Source organism: Candidatus Wallbacteria bacterium (assembly GCA_028687545.1).
In the GTDB taxonomy this organism is placed as follows: domain Bacteria; phylum Muiribacteriota; class JAQTZZ01; order JAQTZZ01; family JAQTZZ01; genus JAQTZZ01.
This window is the reverse complement of the sequence record JAQTZZ010000022.1, coordinates 34380-56101: the sequence shown is the minus strand read 5'-3', so window position 1 is coordinate 56101 and position 21722 is coordinate 34380. Positions and strand designations below refer to the sequence as shown.

Annotated in this window: 12 protein-coding genes and 1 tRNA gene; 6 read left to right on the top strand and 7 right to left on the bottom strand. The window is 46.6% G+C overall.

Annotated features, from left to right (window positions below; genetic code table 11):
* Nucleotides 1-86: 86 nt before the first annotated feature.
* Both PHW04_10600 and PHW04_10595 read left to right on the top strand, forming a co-directional pair.
* A tRNA-Arg gene (locus tag PHW04_10600) sits at nucleotides 87-163 on the top strand.
* A gap of 97 nt (nucleotides 164-260) precedes the next feature.
* Nucleotides 261-977, top strand: coding sequence for a hypothetical protein (locus PHW04_10595; GenBank protein MDD2716326.1), 717 nt, complete (start codon nucleotides 261-263; stop codon nucleotides 975-977).
* A 65-nt stretch (nucleotides 978-1042) separates the two neighbouring features.
* Here PHW04_10595 and PHW04_10590 read toward each other — a convergent pair whose 3' ends face one another.
* Entirely contained in the window at nucleotides 1043-1864 is an 822-nt protein-coding gene (locus PHW04_10590; GenBank protein MDD2716325.1) for a hypothetical protein, read from the bottom strand.
* 129 nt (nucleotides 1865-1993) lie between these two features.
* On the opposite strand from PHW04_10590, the gene PHW04_10585 reads away from it, so the two are divergent.
* A complete protein-coding gene (locus PHW04_10585; protein MDD2716324.1) occupies nucleotides 1994-3355 on the top strand; it encodes a flippase in 1362 nt (453 codons plus the stop codon).
* Nucleotides 3356-3433: 78 nt separating this feature from the next.
* Here the strand turns inward: PHW04_10585 and PHW04_10580 are convergent, their stop codons facing one another.
* Together PHW04_10580 and PHW04_10575 are read right to left on the bottom strand one after the other, a co-directional pair.
* Nucleotides 3434-3778, bottom strand: a complete 345-nt coding sequence (locus tag PHW04_10580; protein ID MDD2716323.1) for a cupin domain-containing protein — start codon at nucleotides 3776-3778, stop codon at nucleotides 3434-3436.
* A gap of 163 nt (nucleotides 3779-3941) precedes the next feature.
* Nucleotides 3942-5192 carry a PLP-dependent aminotransferase family protein gene (locus PHW04_10575; GenBank protein MDD2716322.1) on the bottom strand — a complete coding sequence of 417 codons (1251 nt, stop codon included), beginning with the start codon at nucleotides 5190-5192 and terminating at the stop codon, nucleotides 3942-3944.
* 184 nt (nucleotides 5193-5376) lie between these two features.
* Between PHW04_10575 and PHW04_10570 the strand changes: the two genes are divergently transcribed.
* The 3 genes from PHW04_10570 to PHW04_10560 are packed head-to-tail and all read left to right on the top strand — an operon-like array spanning nucleotide 5377 to nucleotide 14623.
* Nucleotides 5377-8469: a fibronectin type III domain-containing protein gene (locus PHW04_10570; protein ID MDD2716321.1), complete on the top strand. Its 3093-nt coding sequence runs from the start codon at nucleotides 5377-5379 to the stop codon at nucleotides 8467-8469.
* A 15-nt stretch (nucleotides 8470-8484) separates the two neighbouring features.
* Nucleotides 8485-11682: a fibronectin type III domain-containing protein gene (locus PHW04_10565; protein MDD2716320.1), complete on the top strand. Its 3198-nt coding sequence runs from the start codon at nucleotides 8485-8487 to the stop codon at nucleotides 11680-11682.
* Nucleotides 11669-14623, top strand: a complete 2955-nt coding sequence (locus PHW04_10560) for a hypothetical protein (protein MDD2716319.1) — start codon at nucleotides 11669-11671, stop codon at nucleotides 14621-14623. The genes PHW04_10565 and PHW04_10560 overlap by 14 nt, the downstream gene beginning before the upstream one ends.
* 22 nt (nucleotides 14624-14645) lie before the next feature.
* On the opposite strand, the gene ispG is transcribed toward PHW04_10560, so the two are convergent.
* Genes ispG through PHW04_10540 form a run of 4 tightly spaced genes read right to left on the bottom strand, consistent with a single transcriptional unit; the run spans nucleotide 14646 to nucleotide 21167 of the window.
* Nucleotides 14646-15689: a flavodoxin-dependent (E)-4-hydroxy-3-methylbut-2-enyl-diphosphate synthase gene (gene ispG / locus PHW04_10555; protein ID MDD2716318.1), complete on the bottom strand. Its 1044-nt coding sequence runs from the start codon at nucleotides 15687-15689 to the stop codon at nucleotides 14646-14648.
* Between the two features lies 1 nt (nucleotide 15690).
* The gene (locus tag PHW04_10550; GenBank protein MDD2716317.1) at nucleotides 15691-16443 is read right to left on the bottom strand and encodes a hypothetical protein; all 753 of its coding nucleotides are present in this window, start codon (nucleotides 16441-16443) and stop codon (nucleotides 15691-15693) included.
* The gene (locus PHW04_10545) at nucleotides 16436-17335 is read right to left on the bottom strand and encodes a hypothetical protein (GenBank protein ID MDD2716316.1); all 900 of its coding nucleotides are present in this window, start codon (nucleotides 17333-17335) and stop codon (nucleotides 16436-16438) included. The genes PHW04_10550 and PHW04_10545 overlap by 8 nt, the downstream gene beginning before the upstream one ends.
* A gap of 1 nt (nucleotide 17336) precedes the next feature.
* Entirely contained in the window at nucleotides 17337-21167 is a 3831-nt protein-coding gene (locus PHW04_10540; protein MDD2716315.1) for a tetratricopeptide repeat protein, read from the bottom strand.
* Between the last annotated feature and the right edge of the window lie 555 nt (nucleotides 21168-21722).

The window sequence follows — 21722 nt, the reverse complement described above, 5'->3', positions numbered from 1 at the left end:
TGAATGATGTCAAAGAAGCATGGTGACGAGTGATCAGCGAAAAAAATCTTGAAAAATATGCTTTCCTTGTTTAATATTCTATTTGTGGTCCCGTAGCTCAGCTGGATAGAGCGGCGGTTTCCTAAACCGAAGGTCGGAGGTTCAACTCCTCTCGGGACTACCATTTTTTTCAGATCCTTCTTCAGTTTTCATAAACAGTAAATCTTGAAATTTTGAAGACCCGGTGATAAGATTATCTAAATTCATCTTAAGGAGGAGCCATGGCTAAAAAGAATTCAAGACTTACCATGCTGATTCTGGTGCTGTTTCTTGTCTCGCCGCTGTTCCTGATGGCACAGGAAGTAAAGGAAAGGGCCGGGCAAGCCCAGGGTAATCAGAAAAGCAAACCGAAGATTCACGTGGAAAAGAAAGTAACCAAGGAAAATACAAACTGCTCGTGTGCAGGCACATGTGCAGTCAAATGTTCCTCCTGTCCCAAGAAAGAACTGCCATTGTTCAATCCTCCGGGCTGGGGTGTTGGGGACAAGACAGGTTGGGAAATCGGCAAGCTGAATCCGGCTTTGAAGAAATTCCTGGAAGAGAAGCCTGCAGAATGGAAAAACTGGTCCAATAAGGAGCAGGAAGAATGGCTCTACGAACAGCACAAAGGAAAAGAGGCTCTCTCTGACATAGCCCGAAAATGCGAATTCAAAGCACCTGGAGACTATGACTGTGCAACGTTCTCATACGAGGCAGCTACACGTCATGGCGTTCCCATCAAAATTTCCGAGCTTCTGGTGAGTTTCATGATGATGCACCAGTGGAGCGGCCTGGAGATCGAGCAGGTTACCAGAGCTTTGGCAAGCGGAGTGGAAAAAAAGGCTGATTTCAAGAAACTGTTCGAATTTGCTGACAGTGCTTTCAATGATAAAAATTTGAATGGCAAGACACTGGCGATAGAAATTTACAAACTGATCACTTATTCTCTGGCAGAATAAAATTAAGTTTAACAATTAAAAAAAGCCCGGCATTCACCGGGCTTTTTAATTTTACAGTTGTTTTCCTATTCTCCGAGCAGGTTGTTGAATTCTTCAGTTCCCTTTGATTTTTCAACAGCTGAAGCATTAAATTTTTCTGTCTGTTTGAGAATGCCGTCAGGAGACAGGGCTTCATGATTAATATTTTCGGCGGTCGGTTTGGCTGAGACAGTAATCTCTGGTTTAGAAGGGTTCTCCGCAATCACAGCCTGGGAATCAGATTTGGCTGCTTCGACTTGGATCTCAGGTTTAACAATGGCGACAGTCTGGTGAGATTGTTCGGTCTTGGATTCAGAAGATGTATCAGGCGCTTTGTTAACCGCAACTGCGGTTTTTTCTCTGTTTTCAGCGGCAATCGCCAGTTCCACGCCTTTGGAATAATCCCTGCAGTCGAAGATGACCTGAGTGGCCAGCTTTCTCCAGGTTTTATAGAGGTCCCTGGCATGGGACAGGTTTTCAGCAGTGGTACAGTCATCGCCCTGGATGATATCGAGTACATTTTTCAGGGTGGAGGTTGTGACGTCGATGTTGTTGCAGAGTTCCCTGGCTTCGGAGTTCATGAAACCGTTGTCAAAGGCATTGCTGATAATTTTTACCAGGGTCTTGAGTTCAGCCGCCTTGCAGTTGGCCTGATCGCCTGTAGCGCAGATCACGGCTGCCTGGGTGGAGTCAAAGGCATCCTCAAAGATCAGTTTGTCGAAATCTTTCAGGGATTTTTCCAGAGGTGCATTGATGTCGTTCAAGCTGCGGATTGTTTCATTGATGGCTCTGACATTTTCGTCTGGAAGAGATGCAAATGAAGAGATTGAAAATAATAAACTACAACTAATCAAAATTTTTTTAAACATAGTACCCCCACTCATGTCGATCCACTTATAAGTTAATTATAAACAGAAAATCATCAGAGTAAAGTACTTTAATAAAATTATTCTCGAACTGGTTTTTCAGGAATCTTCTTTCTGATATAATCCAAAACAATGACGATCCAAAGCATCATGAAATTCGACCTGGATTTCAAGGAACTTGTCCGCGGCAGCGGGGCTTCTTTTACTTTCAGAATCGCCGGAATGCTCTTTGGCTATATTAGTACCATGCTCATGACCCGTTTTTTCGGAGCTGACGCCTTGGGCTGTTTGATGATTGCATCCATAGTGGTGGAAATCTCCGGCATATTCGGGAGGTTCGGCACCAATATCGCCCTGCTCAGGCTTACTGCAGAGCATTATGCCGGAAATCAGATCGGCAGGATCAGGGACATCTACTTAAAAATCATTTCCATGATCACACCTGTTTCTCTGCTCCTCACAACGGCGATTTTCATGTTTTCCAGGGAGATAGCGGTCATCTGCTTCGGCAAAGAGCAGCTCACACCTTACATCAGAATTGCCGCCCTGATGATTTTTCCTGTAGTGCTGAATTTCATCCATCAGGAAGGTCTGCGTGGCCTGAAGAAAATCAACGATTATTCCTTCCTGAAGTTCACTGTTGAAAACTTGCTGATGACCCTGGTACTGGCTGCAGCTGTACTTTTCTGCAGGAACGAGTACATGCCTGTGATCAGCTATGTCTCAGCATCTTTCGGAGCCTGCCTGATAGGAATCATTCTGTGGGTTCTGCGTTCCAGAATACTCTCCACAGGGAGTATAGAAACATACAGCCGTTCCGGGATTCTTGGCATTGCCCTGCCGCTGATGCTTGCCAATTCACTGGTCTTCTTGATGGGTTCCATCGACACTTTGATACTTGGGATTTTGGGGTCGACCAAAGATGTTGGGATTTACAGCGTGGCAATCAAGGTTTCCAGGCTGGTATCAATTACGCAGATGGCTGTGAACAGCATTTCTGCTCCCAAGTTTGCAGAGATGCATGCCAGGGGTGACATATCCGGCCTCGACCGGATCACCAGGCAGTCCAATCTGTTGATCTTCTGGACTTCTGTCCCAGCGCTCCTCTTTCTTGTGCTGTTTCCAGGCTTCACACTGGACTATTTTTTCGGGTCGGAATTCAGGATTGGAGCTGCTGCCATGCTGATTCTTTGCACAGGAAACATTTTTGACGCGGCTACAGGTTCCGTGATTTCCCTGATGCAGATGACCGGCAGGCAGGTGGCTTTCCAGAACATCGCCTTCCTTGCTACAGCTGTCAATGTCATCTTGAACTGGCTGCTGATTCCTGCCTTTGGGATCAATGGAGCTGCGCTGGCAAATTTTTCGAGCATCGTGACCTTGAATCTTTGTTCAGTGATTTATCTTTATAGAAAGTATGGAATATTGAGTATCTATCTGCCGTTCATTAAAGTAGGGGTGAAAGGCCGTTCACCCGCACGAAAAAATGAATAAAATATAGGGGCTGGGTTCACCCCAGCCCCTTTTGGAATCATGATTTGAATTTTTATTTTCTGTGCTGGAAATGGAATGCTATTTTCCTTTGTTGGGAATCACGCAGATCATTTTCATGGCTTTACCCGCTGAAGCGAACTGATGTTTTTTGTCTTCAGGCACCAGCGCTACAGAACCTTTGGAAAGGGGATATTCCGCATCCTCGATCCGCATCACACCGCTTCCTTCCAGCACATAGATTTCATGCTCCCAGGGATGGGCATGAAAAGGGGTATGCCCTTTAGCACCGATTTCAAAGAGGCGCATGGCGAAATTGGGAGCACCCTTCTTCTGATCTACCAGCCAGCGGATCTTGACATTGCTGGCTCCTTCCACTTCCACTTCCTGTGCAGAGACTTCAGTATAATGTTTTGCATAAAACATGTTTCACCTCTTCAGTAGGCTGTTGAAAAGTGACCATCTGCTTCGTTACACTCAACCTCAGTCGTCGCCGTACCTTTAAGTACGTCTCCATCCTTCGGTTTCGTGCGCCTAGCATCTGGCCGCTTTTGAACAGCCTGAAAAAAAATTTCCATTGTCCGTCCTATTAACAAGCTGCTGAGCTGTGTTTTGTGGTTTCTGAAAGTTTCTTTCTGACACAGATGCCCAGACGTTTGATGCCTTCCCGGATCTCGGAATATGAGGGATAAGAGAAATTGAGCCTGAAGGTGTTATGACCTTTTCCGTTGCAATAGAACGCGCTGCCGATCACATAGGCCACATTGTTTTTGATGGCATCCATGAACATCTCATCAGCGCTGATCCGTTCAGGCAGATAAGCGAACAGAAACAGTCCGCCCTCAGGTTTTGTCCATAGGATACCTTCATCCTTAGGCATTTCCTTTTCCAGGCATTCCAGCATCAGGTCTTTTTTCGGTCTGTAGAGTTCAATGTTCTTCTGAATGCGTTCGTTGATCAATCCCGCTTTGAGATAGTCCCTTGCGATGCATTGAGTGAAAGGCGATGTGCAGAGATCGATCGACTGTTTGGCTACAACCAGCTTGTTGATAACCTCAGTGGGGCCGATGATCCATCCGAGCCTGAATCCGGGGATGAAGATCTTGGAAAAAGTGAAAAGACCAATTACATAGCCTTCGCCTTTGTCGAGTTCCAGAATCGAGGGAATATGATCCCCACTGTATCTCAATTCTCTATATGGACAGTCTTCCAGGATGAAGAAGCCATATTCTTTTGCCAGGCTCAAAAGTTCCTTGCGGGTTTTCAGGGAGAAAGTCACTCCAGCCGGGTTCTGAAAATCTGGAATCACATAGATGAACTTCGGGACTTTTCCTTCCAGTTTCAGTTTTTTAAGAGCTTTTTTTACTTCCTGGATATCAGTGCCCTCGTCGGTCAAGGGAATACCGATCAGATCAGCGCGGTGAGAGTAATATGCTCCCAGTGCACCCAGATAGCTGGGGAGATCCACGATAATCGAATCCCCCGGGTTCAGAAAAATTTCAGGGATCATGTTCAGAGCCTGCTGGGAAGCGCTCGTGATCAGGACGTTGTCCTGCTTTATCCACGGGCAGTTGCGCTCATGCATATACTTGATGAGCTCGTCCCTGAGGCCGGTGTCGCCTTCAGTGGCGCCATACTGGAGAGCCTTTTTATATTCCTTGTCGAGAACATCGAGTACGATCTCGCGGATCTTCTCAACAGGGAAAGTGGCAGGCGCAGGCAGTCCTCCTGCGAATGAGATGATGTCCGGATTGTTGGTGAGCTTCAGGAGCTCCCTGATCGCGGACTTTTTCATATTCTGGGCGTTCAAAGAAAACATAGCGTCGTAATTTAGCGACATTTGATCCCCCAATTGAGTCTGATACTCCCCATTTTCAATTTAAACCGGAACCATGAAGAAGTCAAATCGAAATTCCAGCCAGGCGCGAATTGGTGAGTGGTACTTTTTGCTGTAATCAGGAGCTTCACTCCTACCGATAAAGTATGTAAATGAAGACATTATTACGGGTATAAAGGAGAACGCCATGTTCACTCTTTTCGAAAAGAGATTGATAGTTTCCATATCATTAACGGCCCTGCTGGGGTTGATTTTCATGGTTGTCGGATGCGGCACGAAAGACAGCAGCGTCTTGAGCTACGCCATGAGCGACGACGGGGAGTCGCCGATGGCGCCGGAGCTGCTCTCCGGCAATTCGGAATACCTGTACAATCAGGAAGACAGCGTGGATTCTTCCCAGAAACATTTCGCCGTGACTGTCCAATGGAAGGCTGTCGACAAAAATTTAAAAGGCGTTAAAAAGAGCAATATAATCGGATACAAAGTTTACCGCAACCAGAAAACAGTGGCCATCGGCAGCACCGATTACGGTGTGATGCTGTATGAGGATTATGATTATCAGAATCTCAAGGAAGGCGGGACATACACATATTACGTGAGTGCAATCGACAGCATGATGAGGGAATCATTCTCCGACCCGGTCAAGGTTACCCTCAAAGTCAACGGAGTGGAACCCAAAGCTCCTGAAAACTTCTATGTAATACCAGCTGAGAACAAAGTGGCGATCCTGTGCTGGGATAAACCGTTGAATTTCGATGACTGCAGTGCAGGTGCCGATCCGATCTGCAAATTCAAGGTCAGAAGAAAGGAAGGCGGTTCTACCACATGGATCACCATCGCCCATGTTCCGTCCGATGTGTTTATTTATTACGACGATACGATCATGGAGGGTAAGACCTATTCCTACAGAATGTATGCTGTGACCACAAGCGGCAATGTCGGGCCGAGTTCACCTGAACGAACCATCAGCTTCACATTCGGTGCATCAGAATATCTTGCTCCCCCCACCGCGCCTTATATCACAGAAGTTCAGCCTGACAACACTTCAGGCATCCCCAATGCCAAGCTGATCGAATGGACTGTCCCAAGTTGGGACGACAGCGGAACCAATGGCAGAAATTCAGCCTCAGGAGTTGTAGCTTACAGGGTCTATCGCGCTGAAAGCGTTGGAGTTCTCAACAGCACTTCTGAGATCGAAAACCTGACTTATCAGCTGATCAAGGTGGTTCCGATTCAACTGAAGTATATCGACACTGCCGTCGACACTGTCAATTCCAACAAGGTTTACTATTACAGGTTGTCGGCAATCAACAACAAGGGGCTGGAAGGAGACATGTCAGTTCCTGCCTATTACCTTGGAAACAGTTCGACTTCAACCTCCTGTCCTCAGAAATTCACCTGTCTGGTGGATAAGGATGGAGCAGTCACATTTTATTTCAAGTATGAAACCGGATCTCCTACCTTTGATGAGAAGAAAACCTACTTGCTTTATCGCAGTCTCAACAAGAGATATTACACGAAGGTGTATGAAGTTCCTCATACCTCACTCACCCTGGACAGCAACACTGGCGAGATTTACGCCAGATTCACCCTGACCGAAAAGATGCAGAACAATGATATCTTTTATTTCAAACTTTCCGGATACAATCCTGACAAGACGTTCCGTTCCAATTTCACTTATTACGTCAAAGCCGAGAAATTCTCCCTGCTCAAGGATAATAAATATGTGCTTCAGGCTGAGGATCTGCTGAACTCTGTCAAAGTGCGCGACGTCCATTATGCCTGGTATGCCAATTTCCTTTATCCGAACTCTGAGACCGGTCGGAATTCCTTGTGGGACTACGATCTCAATCGGGGAGAACATTATACCCTTGCCACCAGAGGATTCTCAGTTTCAGGAAAATCCGGGCAGGCTCTTTTCTTCGATCCGATGGGCACTCAGGTTCCACCCAGGGCCAAAGATCCCTCTGACTGCTGGGGCGCCAGCGCCGGAATTTCAAACGAAGTGAGCTACTCCACAGGCGATTATGTGTTCTGCGATCTCGTGACCAATGAAATCAGCATCAGGGGCGGCTGGGTCTATCTCGAAGACACTGCCCGGCCGGTCGTGACTGCGATTTCCAGAACATACAGCGGAGACTCATACGCTTACAACTATGTGACTGCTTACAATGACTGCGGATACAGCTACTGGCAGGATCTCGACTACGACGGTGTGGAATTCGAGGAACTGTATTACAGGGAAACTCAGATGCCTCTCCTCAAGCATGGAATGGAAGGAACAGAGCTCAAACTGACCTATGATGTCAATCCCTGGACTTACAGGACTCCTGTCAGCTTTGCCAATGTCTACCTCGGAATCGATACTGCCTCTGTGATTGTCCACCCATTGATTCCCACGGATGAAACCCAGGTCGACTACACCAAGGGCGGAGGCTTATACGATTTCTGGCCTTCTGTGATCACCGACGCATCCGGTCCGAAAGCCTGGGACAAGACAGACTTCGACTGGAACGGCGGGGGAGGCATCAGCGGAGGCTGCGCTTATTACAAAGCGCCGATGTCCGGAACTGCGATCATGGCCAGGGACTATTACGCGGATGGACACGGAGACATGACCAATTTCAAGATCACCTGGCGGGAGAACTATTTCGGACCTCTCTATTCAAATTCCTATCCGGGCTATGCAGGGAAATGGCCGACAGACGCCTACAGCTGGGTTTTCAGGTATCCGACTGACCGTCCCCAGCGCAAGGACAACTGCCTGTCATACGACCTGCAGGGCAATGGCATTGATTACAACAGCCACGAATATATCCAGCAATTGGACAAGAACATGTACGACATGTATCAGGATCAGTTTATGTTCAGCTGGAATCCTCCTGAAACCGGGAGATTCGCCATCAACATGTATTTCTATGAAACTCCGAATTCCGGGACATTTCTCCTGATCGTAAAGCATCGAGGCAACATCATCGGAGCCCCTTCCATCATCAACCTCTCGCGGAACTCAGATTATCAGTTCAACGGGACTACAGTGAAAGTTGTAGGTAATTTCAATGATCCTGAGCAGCCCACTGATTCGCCTTATGACCAGGCCGACGCAAGGGACGGGCATTTCGAAGCTTACCTAGAGGCCAATTATCCGATCTACTTCTATTTCTGCCCTGTCGGCAGCAATACGGACATTTTCCATGACGACACATATGACTTCAGCCAGGGGTCACCATTCGAGTTTTACCTGGACCGCATCGAATTCGTTCGCCTGGATTCAAATTAAAGGGGGCTGTGAGATATGAAAAGAAAAAAGGAATTCGTCCTGCTGGCAATGGTCCCGATAATCGGGTTTTTCCTGATATTCATCGGATGCAACAATAACAACAGCGGCGATCTCACGACCACCGTAGTGCAGGATGACGGTGAATCCCCGCAGACTCCGCTCTGGCAGGATGTACAGCCGGAATTTCTCTATACCGACGAATCCCCGAATCAGAGCACTAAGTATTTTTCCGTTTATCTGAGCTGGAAACCCGTAACGACCAACAGCAAGGGAAGTACCAAGAAGAATATCATTGCCTACAAGATTTACAGGGATGACAAGGACAAGGCTGTGGGAGTCGTGAGTTACGGCAAGGAGGAATACGAGGACCAGGATCTGACGGTCCTGCAGAGCGGCAAGAGAATCACTTATTACGTGAGCGCGGTGGATTCGCAAATGCGCGAATCTTTCTCAGGCCCGCAGATGGTGGATCTGCAGACTTACGGCGCAGAACCGCAGCCGCCCATGAATTTTTTCCTGATCCCGGGGACTGGGAATCAGGTGACGCTTTCCTGGACCGAACCGGAGAACATGCAGTTATGCAAGAACTCAGGTGATGAAATCAGCAAGTACCGCATCCAGAAACATGCCAACAACGATGCCTGGAAGACCATTGCCATGATCCCGGTCGAAAGCAATTATTATGTGGATGAAGGCCTGAGCCCTGGCAATACATATTACTACCGCGTCTATGCCATTACCCATTCCGGCAATGGCAGCCTGCCGTCGGATGAGCGCTCGATCTATTTCGAGCACAAATCAGAGGATCTGCTGGCACGCTCGACTGCCCCTGAAAATGTCTCGGCTGTGATGTTCGAAACCACTTCCAATCCCTATGCAGTCAAAGTAGCCTGGCAGCGGCCGATCTGGAACGACGACGGCCAGAACGGGCAGGATCTCTGCACCGATGTGGTGGCATTCAAGGTCTACAGGGCCGATACCGGAACATTTGACCTGACCAGTGCCTGGGGACTGATTTACAAACCGATCAAAATTGTCTATAACCTGGATTTTTATGTGGACTCTACTGTCAATCTCCATACCGACACTCAAACCCATTTTTACCGGATCAGCGCAGTCAACACCAGGGGAGTGGAAGGAGACCTGTCATATCCGGTTTCCGTCTACACCGGATATACAACAACCGGCACCAAGACACCGCTGCGTTTCCGCTGTACGACCGACAATGAGGGAAAGATCACTTTTTACTGGGAATTCGATGCAAATGTGGAAGAATACAACATTCTCTATAGCAAAAACGGGATCGTGTATCAGTCTTTCAAGACTTTGAGCAAGGATTCCTTTCCCGGTTACAAGACCGGCGATGAAGTCACCTGCAGGGATGAAAATTACATCCTGGACCAGGATATCCTGTACTTTAAGCTGCAGGCCTATGATCATGCCACACGTAACACGGCTTCCAATTACGGTTATTACGTTAAAGCAGAGAAACCCTTTTTCCTGACTTCGGATAAGGTCGTGATCGAAGCTGAAGATCTGGTGGAATCATGCAAGGTCAGGTCAGTCTGGTATGCGTGGTACGCTCAGAATCTCTATCATGACCGGAATATTTCAGCAAGTTCGCTCTGGGATTACGATCTTCAGCGCGGTGAACATTACAACATGGGTGTGAAGACAGTCTGGTGCACCGACGATTCCAAACCTTATCAGTGCCTGTATTTCGACACAATGGGACGGCAGCATCCGCCACAGGAGAGCTCCCCGAGCAACCTGTTCGTGGGAATCAGCGATGAGGTTTATCACGATGACTATGTTTACACCGACCTGATCGACAATAATTATTCCAATACGCTGCTGGATGAGAGAATCAGAGTGCTCTATCCTGCCCAGAGCCCGGATTACGCCACTGTCCCGAGGATGTGCGACTCAGTGCGCCCCATCTTCAAGGCCAAATCCAAGCTCTCTTCGAGCGACAACTATAATTACCAGTACATCACGACTTACAACGACGATGGATACAGCTATTGGAACGATACTGACGGCAATGGTGTGGATCTGTATGAATTCTACTATGTCCTGACCGAAAATCCGCTGCTGCAGCATGGCATGGAAGGCAAAGACCTGCACCTCGACTATGACGTAGACCCATGGACCAATAAAACCCCCACCAATTTCTCCAATTACCACCTGGGACTCTGGGACAACAATTACAACTGGAATTACCAGTACTACGAGGATTGGTATCTCTACCACATTCCTTACTACGATTTCTGGTGGATGCTCACAACATACAAGGACAGGGATTTCAACTACTATTACTGGTTCGAATCCTGGAAGCAGCTGGACAACTGGCCGGCCAACAACTATTTGAATCCGATGTGGCTGCAGATCGAAATATCCGGGGACAAGACGTTCACGTCTCGCGATGTGCTGCCCACTGTAGGACTTTACAATGGCGGCTGCGCTTACTTCATCGGCCCGGACAGCAACACCAAGTTCGTGGCCAAGGACTATTTCGCGGATAATTTCCGTGCCTACGGCTGGGACAAGGTTTATCCGATCAACTGGAGATCAAACTACTTCGGACCCCTTTACTCGAATTCCTCCCCCTGGTACACAGGATGGTGGCCCAACGACGCCCATCAGATCGTCTATACCAGGAACTGGAGAAAAGACAATTCCATCACTTTCGATGAATACGGACAGGGTCAGGATTATACCGGGACTTCCTGGATCTCTCCTGAGGGCAATAATTTCTCGAACATCATGTACAACACTTATGACATGTATCAGGAGCAGCTGGAATTCACCTGGTCTCCACAGGAAACCGGGTATTACAACATCGACCTGTATTTCCTTGAAACGTCTCACTCGGGCAATTACATGGTGATCGTCAAGCAGAAGAATCAGGTGGTTGGCGCCCCGTTCATCATCAATCTGAGCGAACGTGGGACTGATAAGGATTCAGGCGGTTTCAACAACCTTACCAAGGCTACATCCAGTACCTTCGATGCCACAATCGCAAGGGACGGTTCACTCAAAAAAGTGTACCTCTATGAAAACCAGCCGGTAGAGTTCATCTTCTGCTGCCTTGGCAGCAATAAGGTGCGCGATGTATTCACCACAAATTACGAGATGAGCATGGGCAGCGTTTTTGAGATGTATCTGGACAGACTCGAGATTACCAAAGTACAGCTGAATGAGACTAATTAGGAAAATCTCTTTTTTCTGCCTGCTGATCGCAGCAGTTCTGCTGGGTTTTTCAGGCTGCCTCGATAAGGCTTCCAAACAGGAGACTCTCTCTGTCGACCAGTATTTTCCGGACGACAATGAGGTCCCAGCAAAGCCGGTCTGGATTAACGTGCAGCCTGAAGTGTTCTTTGTCCGGGAAAACCAGAACGGCGAACAGACCAGGAATTTCGGAGTGTTCCTGGAATGGAAGAAGGTCACAACCAATTACAAGGGAGACCTCAAGCAGAATGTAATGGGTTATAAGATTTACCGCGACAACCGGAAAACAGCTGCTGCGGTGATCATGGACCCAGAGAAGACCAAGTACGAGGATCTCGACCGCAAGGTGCTGCTTGACGGCACCAAACACAGCTATTACGTCAGTGCCATTGACAGTAAAATGCGTGAATCTGTGTCTGATGTCCAGAATGCCGAACTTAAAGTGGGCGGAGTTTATCCTGATGCGCCAAGGAATTTTTTCATTCTCTGCAACGGCGATAAGGTCACACTTTACTGGTCACCTCCAGGTAACCGGGAATACTGCGTGACCCACGGCGACCAGATCAGGATGTACCGGATCTGCCGCAGCGAATCCGGCGGACTGTTTCAGACTGTCGCACTGGTGCCTGCGGAAAATCAGATGTTCATCGATTCCATGCTTAAACTTAATACCGCCTACAAGTACCAGATATTCGCAATCACCAGCATCGGCAACATCGGTGTCGGCTCGGAATTGAGGGATGCACAGATCACGAATCTCTCCAATGAGGATCTCGCCCGGCCGACAGCACCTACCAGTCTTACCCTGCAGAGGACCGAGGCTGGAACGCCGGGAGCTGTCAAACTGACATGGAAAATGCCGGCCTGGAACGATGACGGCAGGAGCGGAACCAACATGGCAAGCGATGTAGTGGCTTACAAGATCTACCGCTACCAGAATCAAAGATTCGAAACAAGTCTTGGCGAATCACAGGTCTATACATTGATCAATGTGGTTTACAACACCCTGGAATACATCGACAACGAAATCGACATCACCCGCAAGGATCTTTATTACTATTACCGTGTTTCAGCTGTAGATACCAAGGATCATGAAGGCGATCTGTCATATCCTGTCAGTTATTATCTGGACGTTCCTACCACAGCGACTCCCGCTCCAGAGGGTTTTTACATTGAAGTGAACGCTGCAGGCGAACCTACATTCCACTGGAAGCTGGAGAGCGGAGTCGAGACATACAGGCTGTGGGGTTCACAGAATACGACAAAATTCGATGTTTTCAGGGAGATTGATGCCAAGAAGGAACTGGAAGGATACAAAAACGGTGATCTCATTTCCTACAAAATCAGCAGCATGTCTTTGGGTGATAACGAGAAGATCAATCTCAAGCTGCAGGCTTACGACAATGCCTATATTTTTTCCTCGAATCTGACATATTATGTCAGGATTGAGAAACCGGGACCCTTTCAGAACGGCAGACTTGTCCTTTATGCCGGAGACCTTTCCGGGCTCTTCGAAGCCAGGTCGATCCAGCAGGCCTGGTTTGTACGTAAGCATTATGGACTGAGTCAGGCTGCTGAAGACAGCCTCTGGGGATACGACATCCGCCAGGGAGTGCATTACAGGATTGATAAGATCGATGGCCCCAATGATTCCTGGCTGGTGCTCGATGCCATGGGAATGCAGCCTCCGCCGCTCTCGAATTCCGCTACTGTGCTTGCTTCCACAAGTATCACCCAGGAAATCAAAGTCGGGGATTTTGTATACACAGACCTGTCTTCGACGAACACCAGTGAGCTGGGTCTGGTTGATTCAGTCAGACCGCTGTTTTCAGTAATTTCAGGGATGGCACTGGCGGATTCCCGCGAAACTTATTATTATCTCCCGGCTTATAATGACGACGGCTTGTCTTTCTGGCGCGATTCTGCCGGTGACGGGGTGGACCTGCACGATTTTCTTTACCAGGACGAGGAATTCGCTTTGCTCCAGCATGGCATGGAAGGAGATACCCTGAAACTGGACACTGATGTGGATCCCTGGACATATTATGGCCAGACCTGGGACATCCTTCAGGTGAAAGCAAACAACCCAAAATATCCGGATTTCTGGGAAACGCTATACAATCAGAATGGAGTGGCGCCCTGGGATCGCTGTTCCAGAAACCTGCTGAACGACTGGGGAACTGTAAAAACCAAGGGTGGAGGATGCGCTTGCTATCTTGGTCCGGACAGCAAGAAAAAATACATTGCCCGGGACTTTTACGGAGAAACTCTGGCCTCAGGGCAGCAGCTGCTCGTAAGGTGGGAAGGTAACTATTTCGGCACATGGCCGGCTGCCGCAGGGACCTGGCCAAATTCCGCACACGAGATAATCTTCGCCGACAAGGCCACTCAGGCAGCCAATGGAATCACTTCTGAAAACAGCCTGATCAGGGCAGTCAGAAAGGACAACACACTGATGTGGGACCTCAATAACGGCGATCCGATCGATTATACCAGTTCCGGCTGGAGCAATGATCTCGCAAAGAATAATTACGACATGTTTCAGGAAGAGTTCAGATTCAAATACTTTGTCCCTGAAACCGGTTCTTACGCTGTGACCATGTATTTCAACTCCATTCCCGGAATCGCAGGGCATTATCTGATCGGTCTCCGGAAAAATGGAGCATTGATAGGCACACTTCAGGAAGTCAGTGACACCACAAATAAAGAACAGGTCACCTGGCCGAACGTTTTCGCTTCCAACAAGGACAGGCTGGATTTCTACTTTTATGCGCTGGGGACGCAATATCAGACTGCTACTACAAATCTTTTTGACGGTACCTTTAACTTCGACGTAGCCAACAAGCCATACCTCGCCACGAACAGTCCGTGTCAGCTCTGTCTTAACAGGCTCGAGTTCAGAAAATTAGACTCAAATATTTAAACGGAAATTCATGATTTCTGCTTCAGCGGAATTCTGAGATTTTTCCAAGAATGTACTCGATCGCTTCTCTATTTCTGATTTTTTCTATTGCCACTCCTTTTTCAAAGTAAACGGCTTCCAGAGGCCCGAAAGCGAGACCGATGTCTGCTTCGGCTGCTTCACCAGGGCCATTTACAGGACAACCCATCAGGGCCAGTTTCAGATTTCCGGAAGATAATGGAAGCCTTTGATAGATTTTATTTACCAGGCTGATCAGGTCCACTTTCGTCCTGCCGCAAGTTGGGCAGCTGATGATCTCAATGCCTTCCTTGCGCAGCCCCAGAAATTTTAACAGATAGATTGCGGCATCGACTTCGTCAACCGGTGGAGAAGTGAGAGAAATGCGGATCGTATCGCCGATGCAGTCCCGCAGAAGGCTGGAGAGGGCAAGCGTGGATTTCAACAGTCCGGGGATCAGAGGTCCTGCTTCAGTCACGCCGATATGGAGCGGGTAGGGGAATGAGTCAGCCAGCAGCCGGTTGATGGTCACTGTTCCATCCATGGATGAGGTTTTGGCTGAGAGGATGATTGCTTTGAAACCAAGGTCTTCCAGCTGGCGCACGAATCTTTTCATAGTATCCAGCATTGCTTCAGGATTTGGATGACCATGCTTTTTCAGGATGTCTCTAGGCAATGACCCGGAATTGACTCCGATTCGGATGGGGATGAGGAATTCAGAAGCTGTTTTCACCACTTCAGCCACTTTCCGTGCATCACCAATGTTCCCTGGGTTGATCCGGACCTTGTCGGCACCAGCCTTGATGGCTGAGATGGCCATTTTATGATCAAAGTGGATGTCTGCCACAAGCGGGACTCTGGCTTTTGATTTGAGTTTTTCAAAGATCTTTACCGATTGCATGGTCGGAACACTGATCCGCACGATTTCAGCCCCGCGATTCTCCACGCTTCTCAGCTGGCGCAGGGAAGACCTGTAATCTTCAGGATCAGTGTTGAGCATGGTCTGTACCCGCACCGGATTTCCCGGGCCGAGCTTTAAATTGCCGACTGAGATTTCAATTTTATTCATTTTAATGTAAGTGATCTTTGATTTCTTTAGGGGTATTGCCGATCTCCCTGGCTGCAGCTGGTTTCCAACCTTCCAGTCCAGCGAAATTGTAACGCTCTTTGTACTGCTCCACTGCCAGCAGTCCGTATTTTTTCTGATTCACTTCGTCTTGTTTGTATTTGAGATAGTCGCGGGAGATTTCCCTGTAATAGATGGCAATTGCGTCCATTGTCTGTCTTTTATTATCAAGACTGAGACCAACCTGTGAAAGGTAATTCTGATAACATCCGATGCCTGCATCGTAACTTTCCTTGATCATATCAAAATCAGCATCCTGTTTATATGATTCTGCGAGTGAACTGTATATGCTGCCAAGGTAGTTCAATGCGCCGGCATACTGACTCCCGTCCGGATAGTCGGCTAAGTACTTCTTCAAGGTTTCGATGCCTTTGAGAAGATAGTCCCGTTTTATGATCCATTCCCCGGTTTCATTATAGTGATAAGTATAAATACTAACTCCGATCTGCCAGTAAGCTGTACCAATGTTGAACAAAGCCAATTCGCTTTTCTGATGGGCAGGGTATCCGGCACGCAGCTTTTCATAAACTGCGATGGCTTTCAGAAAGTATGATTCCTTATCAGGTAGTTCGCTGATCAGACTTGAAGTCATTGACCAGTAATTGCCTGCCGCGGAATAGTAAGCTTCAGGAGCATGCGTACTGCCAGGATAGGTTTCAGCGAGTTTTAAAGTCATGTCCTGGCTACCTTCAATCACCCGGAAAGCCTCCAATTAATTCTCCGTTTTCAGCATCAATATATAGCCAGAATCTTGTACGTCCCTTTTGTACACTGGGTTCGCTAAATTTATCAACAAGTTTCATCAGAGGAGTAAAAATCGGGTGATAAAATTGGACACTGGCATCCAACAGCCAGGCAAGCCTTGTTTCAGGATTATATTTTGGCCATCTGTCTCTAACGTGAATATAGTCTGTAAAATCGTTGCGGTTAATAATGTATGGTCCAGTTATAACTGCATCGATTTTTTTAACTTTTACAAACCAACCCCAGGCTTTTTCGAGTCCTATTATTGCACAATCCATCACCTCAGAGGTGGGTAGCTTACTGTTGGTCTCGCATGTATCAGACATGCAAGTGTTTTTATAAGAGAAGAAGGAACCATCTGGATACAATTTTACTGTAATCCATTCATAATTATATTGGTATCCACTCCAATATCTGTTCCATGTGAATTCCCATGATGGAATCAAATCATCGAATTTTGGTGGTTTAATTTTGGACTTGTCCAGAATCAAGCACTCTGATTCTGAAGTAAAACATTTTACAATGTTTCTTGCGTTGGTAAGCGCTTCAACAGTATCACAAACCGGATTTGCCGTTTCTTTGTTTGGTCGATTTTTGATAAGCATTAAAAAATTATCAGATAACATGAAACTCCAGGCATTTCGCGTATTATCAAAAACACAGATTTCGATGATACCAGGATAGAAAATATTTTTGGAAATAGATGCGTCTTTATAATCTAATACAGGAGGAATTGACAGAACTTTTGAAACATATCCATCGATTCGTTCTTTGTACTGTTCCGCGTCTGCCGCCATTGAGCATGTATCAAATGAAATGAGAAAAAATAAGATTAATAATTTCATCTCAATTGACCTTTACCTGCATTTCCAGGTCGCCTTCACGCCATAAGTTTTCCCTGTTGGCACTGTTGTCTCCAATTGGTTGAAGAGCATCAAAAGCAGCGTCAATCGCATCAGTTAATTTTAATTTTTTAGGATCATTCACTTTTTCAAACAGCAACGTGGCAAAACTCTTGGACTGAGTAGTATTTACAAATTCTTTCCATCCTAAAATTGCAGTAGGATTTAATTTGGTGAAAATGGTCTGGTACGATTCATTCTGATTTTCCAATGGAGCAACTGTATCTTTTCCAGAGTAGCAGGCATTGATGAATACGAATCCGCACTTGGTTTGTGGAAGATCTTTTGCAGTCAAGAAAAGATCGGCTGAGAAACTGCTTCCTGTCAGAGGTAGCCACATTAGAAACCAGGTTTTCCAATTTTCAACACCAAATCCGAAAAACTTTTTCGGTTTATTCTCATCATCCACCATTCCATGGACTTCAAGATAGAAAAGGCTAGTATTGATAACTTCTTTTGTGATTTCGCTTTTTGTGGCACTATAGTCGGCTTCAGCAAAATAGCCAAGTTTCGTTACTAACTCCTTTTTAATGGTCAAAGGATGGTCAAACAGGCCAATGATTCCCAGATCTTTATATCCAGTTGTCAAATACGCCTTATTTTTTCCTTGCCCGACTGCCACATCAGATTTTCTTCTTGCAGATAATGGATAATCAATAAAAATATCTGGTTGGTAATTCAAGGATTCCTGGGAATTTATTTTCAAAACAGAGAACTTTTCTCCGTTTATAGAAACATCTTGTGCGTTGAATGAAGCTGGTACAAGGTAGAGAGGTTTTGATATGTAATTGCCGGACTTTTTTCTCGCGCATTCCAAGTTGTCAATATGATCGGAATTGCTTTTGAGATTTATAAGTATTTTATCAGTATTGACGCTGTTATCGACGATCTTGACGAAAAATTTGCAGTTTTTTGTCAAGCCGGTTTCAGGCGGGATATTCTGACAATCACCCTCATCATGAACTTGATTAGAAGCAGCATAGTATTTACTCGGAGCTGAAGGGTCTGTTGAGAATTGCTGTAGTTGGATCATAGGTATGGTGATTTTCTCATTATCAAAACCAAGCCCAGTCAATACAAATTCCAGGTCACCCTGATCTTCATGCAAAGACTTAGTGATTATTGGCTCTGATGGAAGGGGTTTTGTAATAACAATTCGCACTTTTCCAGCAGACGTTTCAAACTTTCCTTTTTGAGTCTCAGTCATTTCGGACACCACGCCAAGGGAAAAATCATTGGAATCGTAAATCAAATTCAGAGCGCTGGCATTGTCGGTAAAATAAGGGGCCTTGAATATGATCGTGAATCCGTGTGTGTTTTTATTATTCGGGGAAATGCCGCAACTTTTCCCGCAATCCGGATAGTAAATCGGTACAACCCTGACTCTTTTTTCATCCTCATTCACCAAACTGACCGGTACCTGGTTATTCCCCTCAATCCAAATTTCTGGTGTAACCGCCCTTACACCGTATACCCCCGCATCGATCCTGCATTTAGCAGTAAGAATATCGTTGAAATCGCCTTGTCCCGTATAAGTCAGGATGTTTGTACTGCTTGGCAGGTAGCCTGCTCCGGGAGCACCTCCATTTACAAGCCAGACCCATTCCTTGATCGCTGACCCAGGCACCATTGCTAGTGTTTCCATCGAGTCGTTGTAGACTATCTCGGCAGTGAAATTCTGTTTGGTGTTCGGTTCTATGTAGTCGGTGACTGGCGTGATCCTGACCTTGAGAAGTTTTCGGATTTCATCTTTACACTTGTCGGTGATGTCATTGTATTCCCAGGATGCAGAAGCACAATATTGCACTATAAGGGCAAAGTCTTGATGCGCTTTGGAATAATTCCCAAAGATGGCTTCGATTCTTCCCCTGCAATAGTAAGCCTCTGGCGAAGGACTGCCTTCATTAAAAATCTTCTGAATCAAATCCCTGGCTGTCTGGTACTGGCCCTTTTCAAAATAACATTCAGCCTGTCCCAGATAGCACAGGCCATTGAAATACGTATCCGCTGTGCCTGTGCCTTTCCCATACCATTCGATCCCTGAATCATAATCTTTGATTTCCTTGTAGGTATTGCCGATCTCCCTGGCTGCAGCTGGTTTCCAACCTTCCAGTCCAGCGAAATTGTAACGCTCTTTGTACTGCTCCACTGCCAGCAGTCCGTATTTTTTCTGATTCACTTCGTCTTGTTTGTATTTGAGATAGTCGCGGGAGATTTCCCTGTAATAGATGGCAATTGCGTCCATTGTCTGTCTTTTATTATCAAGACTGAGACCAACCTGTGAAAGGTAATTCTGATAACATCCGATGCCTGCATCGTAACTTTCCTTGATCATATCAAAATCAGCATCCTGTTTATATGATTCTGCGAGTGAACTGTATATGCTGCCAAGGTAGTTCAATGCGCCGGCATACTGACTCCCGTCCGGATAGTCGGCTAAGTACTTCTTCAAGGTTTCGATGCCTTTGAGAAGATAGTCCCGTTTTATGATCCATTCCCCGGTTTCATTATAGTGATAAGTATAAATACTAACTCCGATCTGCCAGTAAGCTGTACCAATGTTGAACAAAGCCAATTCGCTTTTCTGATGGGCAGGGTATCCGGCACGCAGCTTTTCATAAACTGCGATGGCTTTCAGAAAGTATGATTCCTTATCAGGTAGTTCGCTGATCAGACTTGAAGTCATTGACCAGTAATTGCCTGCCGCGGAATAGTAAGCTTCAGGAGCACGCGTGCTGCCAGGATAGGTTTCAGCGAGTTTTATGTATTCTTCAGAACAAAGTTTTGCGTATTGCAGTCTTTTTGAAGGATCCAGGCCAGTGACGTTCCATAAGCGTCCGTATGCCGCAGCGATGTTTTCCTGGGCCTGATCCTGCCCGTATGGCTGCCCTGCATTCGTGAAATTATCGATGAAAAACCTGTATGCTTCGATGGCTGCAAGGACATATTTTTCATTGTTCTCAGGAGAGGATGCAAAACTCCAGGCAAGTTTTACATAAAGGTCGCCTTTATCGTATCTTGCGTGCTGGATTACATAGTCGTCGGTCACGAATGAGAGAACTTCATCGATGTACCTGACTGCCGAAAGCAGTGAATTTTCAGTATTCTGGTCTGTGTACCAGGATAATCCGGCCAGATAAGAGTTCCGTTTATATGGGTCAGTGGCGTCAGTCCGGATACTGGTTTTGTAATTTTCGATCGCTTTAACGCCGTTGCCAAGCCCTGCGTAAGATTTCCCAATCCAGTAATAGCATCCGTTTTTTGCGGCATAGGCAGGGTCAAGCGTGATCACTTTCTCGAAACCGGATATGGCTGAAGCATATTTCTTAGCGTAATAGTCATCCATAGCTGTACTGTAAGCCTGTTCAGCAGCCGGTGTCGCTTTGTCTGAAGAAGGAGAGCCATAAAGAAAATTAAGCCTGCCGTATAGTTCAAAGGTTTTGTTAACCCAGGTCATTTGTTTCACGAACTCATCCTTGTTCCCGCTATCCAGGAAAGATTTCAGAGCATCGGAGTGGCATTCCACCACGAGGAAGCCAAATTTGACGATCAGTTCAGGGATACCCATCTGAAACCCGGCGAAGCTGACCTGGGCTGAGTTGGCTTCTGAGATGATTTCTTTCAGTTCTGCCAAGTATGAGGACAGGTCAATGCCTGTTTCACGGTGCCAGGCTGTGACTTGGGTATTGGTTTTGGGAACGGCACAGGCACCGGAATTGTCTAGGGAACGAACAGAGTCCACTTTCAAACTCCGCAGGTTTTCCTCAATTTTCATTGTCAGGGTTGATAAACCGCTTTTCTGATTTTCTGTAGATCTATGAAAAAAGATCGCGAATTCGCGAAATGGATGATTATCGCCACTTTTTAGGCACTGGGTGATTTTACCAGCAATTGAGGCTGAACCGCGGTCTATTTCATCGAGGGAGGAGGCATAGATTTGCTCGATGGTTTCGCTTAAAGATGGGGGCAGGTCGGATTTGGGCGCATGACTATGGAGACAGGTCGTATTTTGGGCAGGGCTTTGGGGAACGAGCCTGTCCCCGGTTGTGCGACCAGACCCCGATGCTGTCTGGTTTGTTATCTGTTTGGAAAGATAAAGTGTCCAGAGTGAGGCGGCGATCAGGTTATCCAGGGATTTGAGTTCAGTTAGACAAGAAGAGGTTTCAAGGGAATCGGGTTGTGGGGCCAATGGTACTAAATTTGGCATGAATGGCGCAGGGGGAAAATTTATAATCTTGTATGATTTATTAATATCAATAGAGAATGAAGCACTTGCAAAAAAAACTATTAAAACTAATGAGAAAATCGATTTCATAGAACAGCCTTTTAC

Coding starts and splice junctions, on each gene's coding strand:
- PHW04_10545 (MDD2716316.1), bottom strand. CDS start 17,335: ATGAAATTATTAATCTTATTTTTTCTCATTTCATTTGATACATGCTCA.
- PHW04_10560 (MDD2716319.1), top strand. CDS start 11,669: ATGAGACTAATTAGGAAAATCTCTTTTTTCTGCCTGCTGATCGCAGCA.
- PHW04_10590 (MDD2716325.1), bottom strand. CDS start 1,864: ATGTTTAAAAAAATTTTGATTAGTTGTAGTTTATTATTTTCAATCTCT.
- ispG (MDD2716318.1), bottom strand. CDS start 15,689: ATGAATAAAATTGAAATCTCAGTCGGCAATTTAAAGCTCGGCCCGGGA.
- PHW04_10580 (MDD2716323.1), bottom strand. CDS start 3,778: ATGTTTTATGCAAAACATTATACTGAAGTCTCTGCACAGGAAGTGGAA.
- PHW04_10585 (MDD2716324.1), top strand. CDS start 1,994: ATGACGATCCAAAGCATCATGAAATTCGACCTGGATTTCAAGGAACTT.
- PHW04_10565 (MDD2716320.1), top strand. CDS start 8,485: ATGAAAAGAAAAAAGGAATTCGTCCTGCTGGCAATGGTCCCGATAATC.
- PHW04_10540 (MDD2716315.1), bottom strand. CDS start 21,167: ATGAAAATTGAGGAAAACCTGCGGAGTTTGAAAGTGGACTCTGTTCGT.
- PHW04_10575 (MDD2716322.1), bottom strand. CDS start 5,192: ATGTCGCTAAATTACGACGCTATGTTTTCTTTGAACGCCCAGAATATG.
- PHW04_10595 (MDD2716326.1), top strand. CDS start 261: ATGGCTAAAAAGAATTCAAGACTTACCATGCTGATTCTGGTGCTGTTT.
- PHW04_10570 (MDD2716321.1), top strand. CDS start 5,377: ATGTTCACTCTTTTCGAAAAGAGATTGATAGTTTCCATATCATTAACG.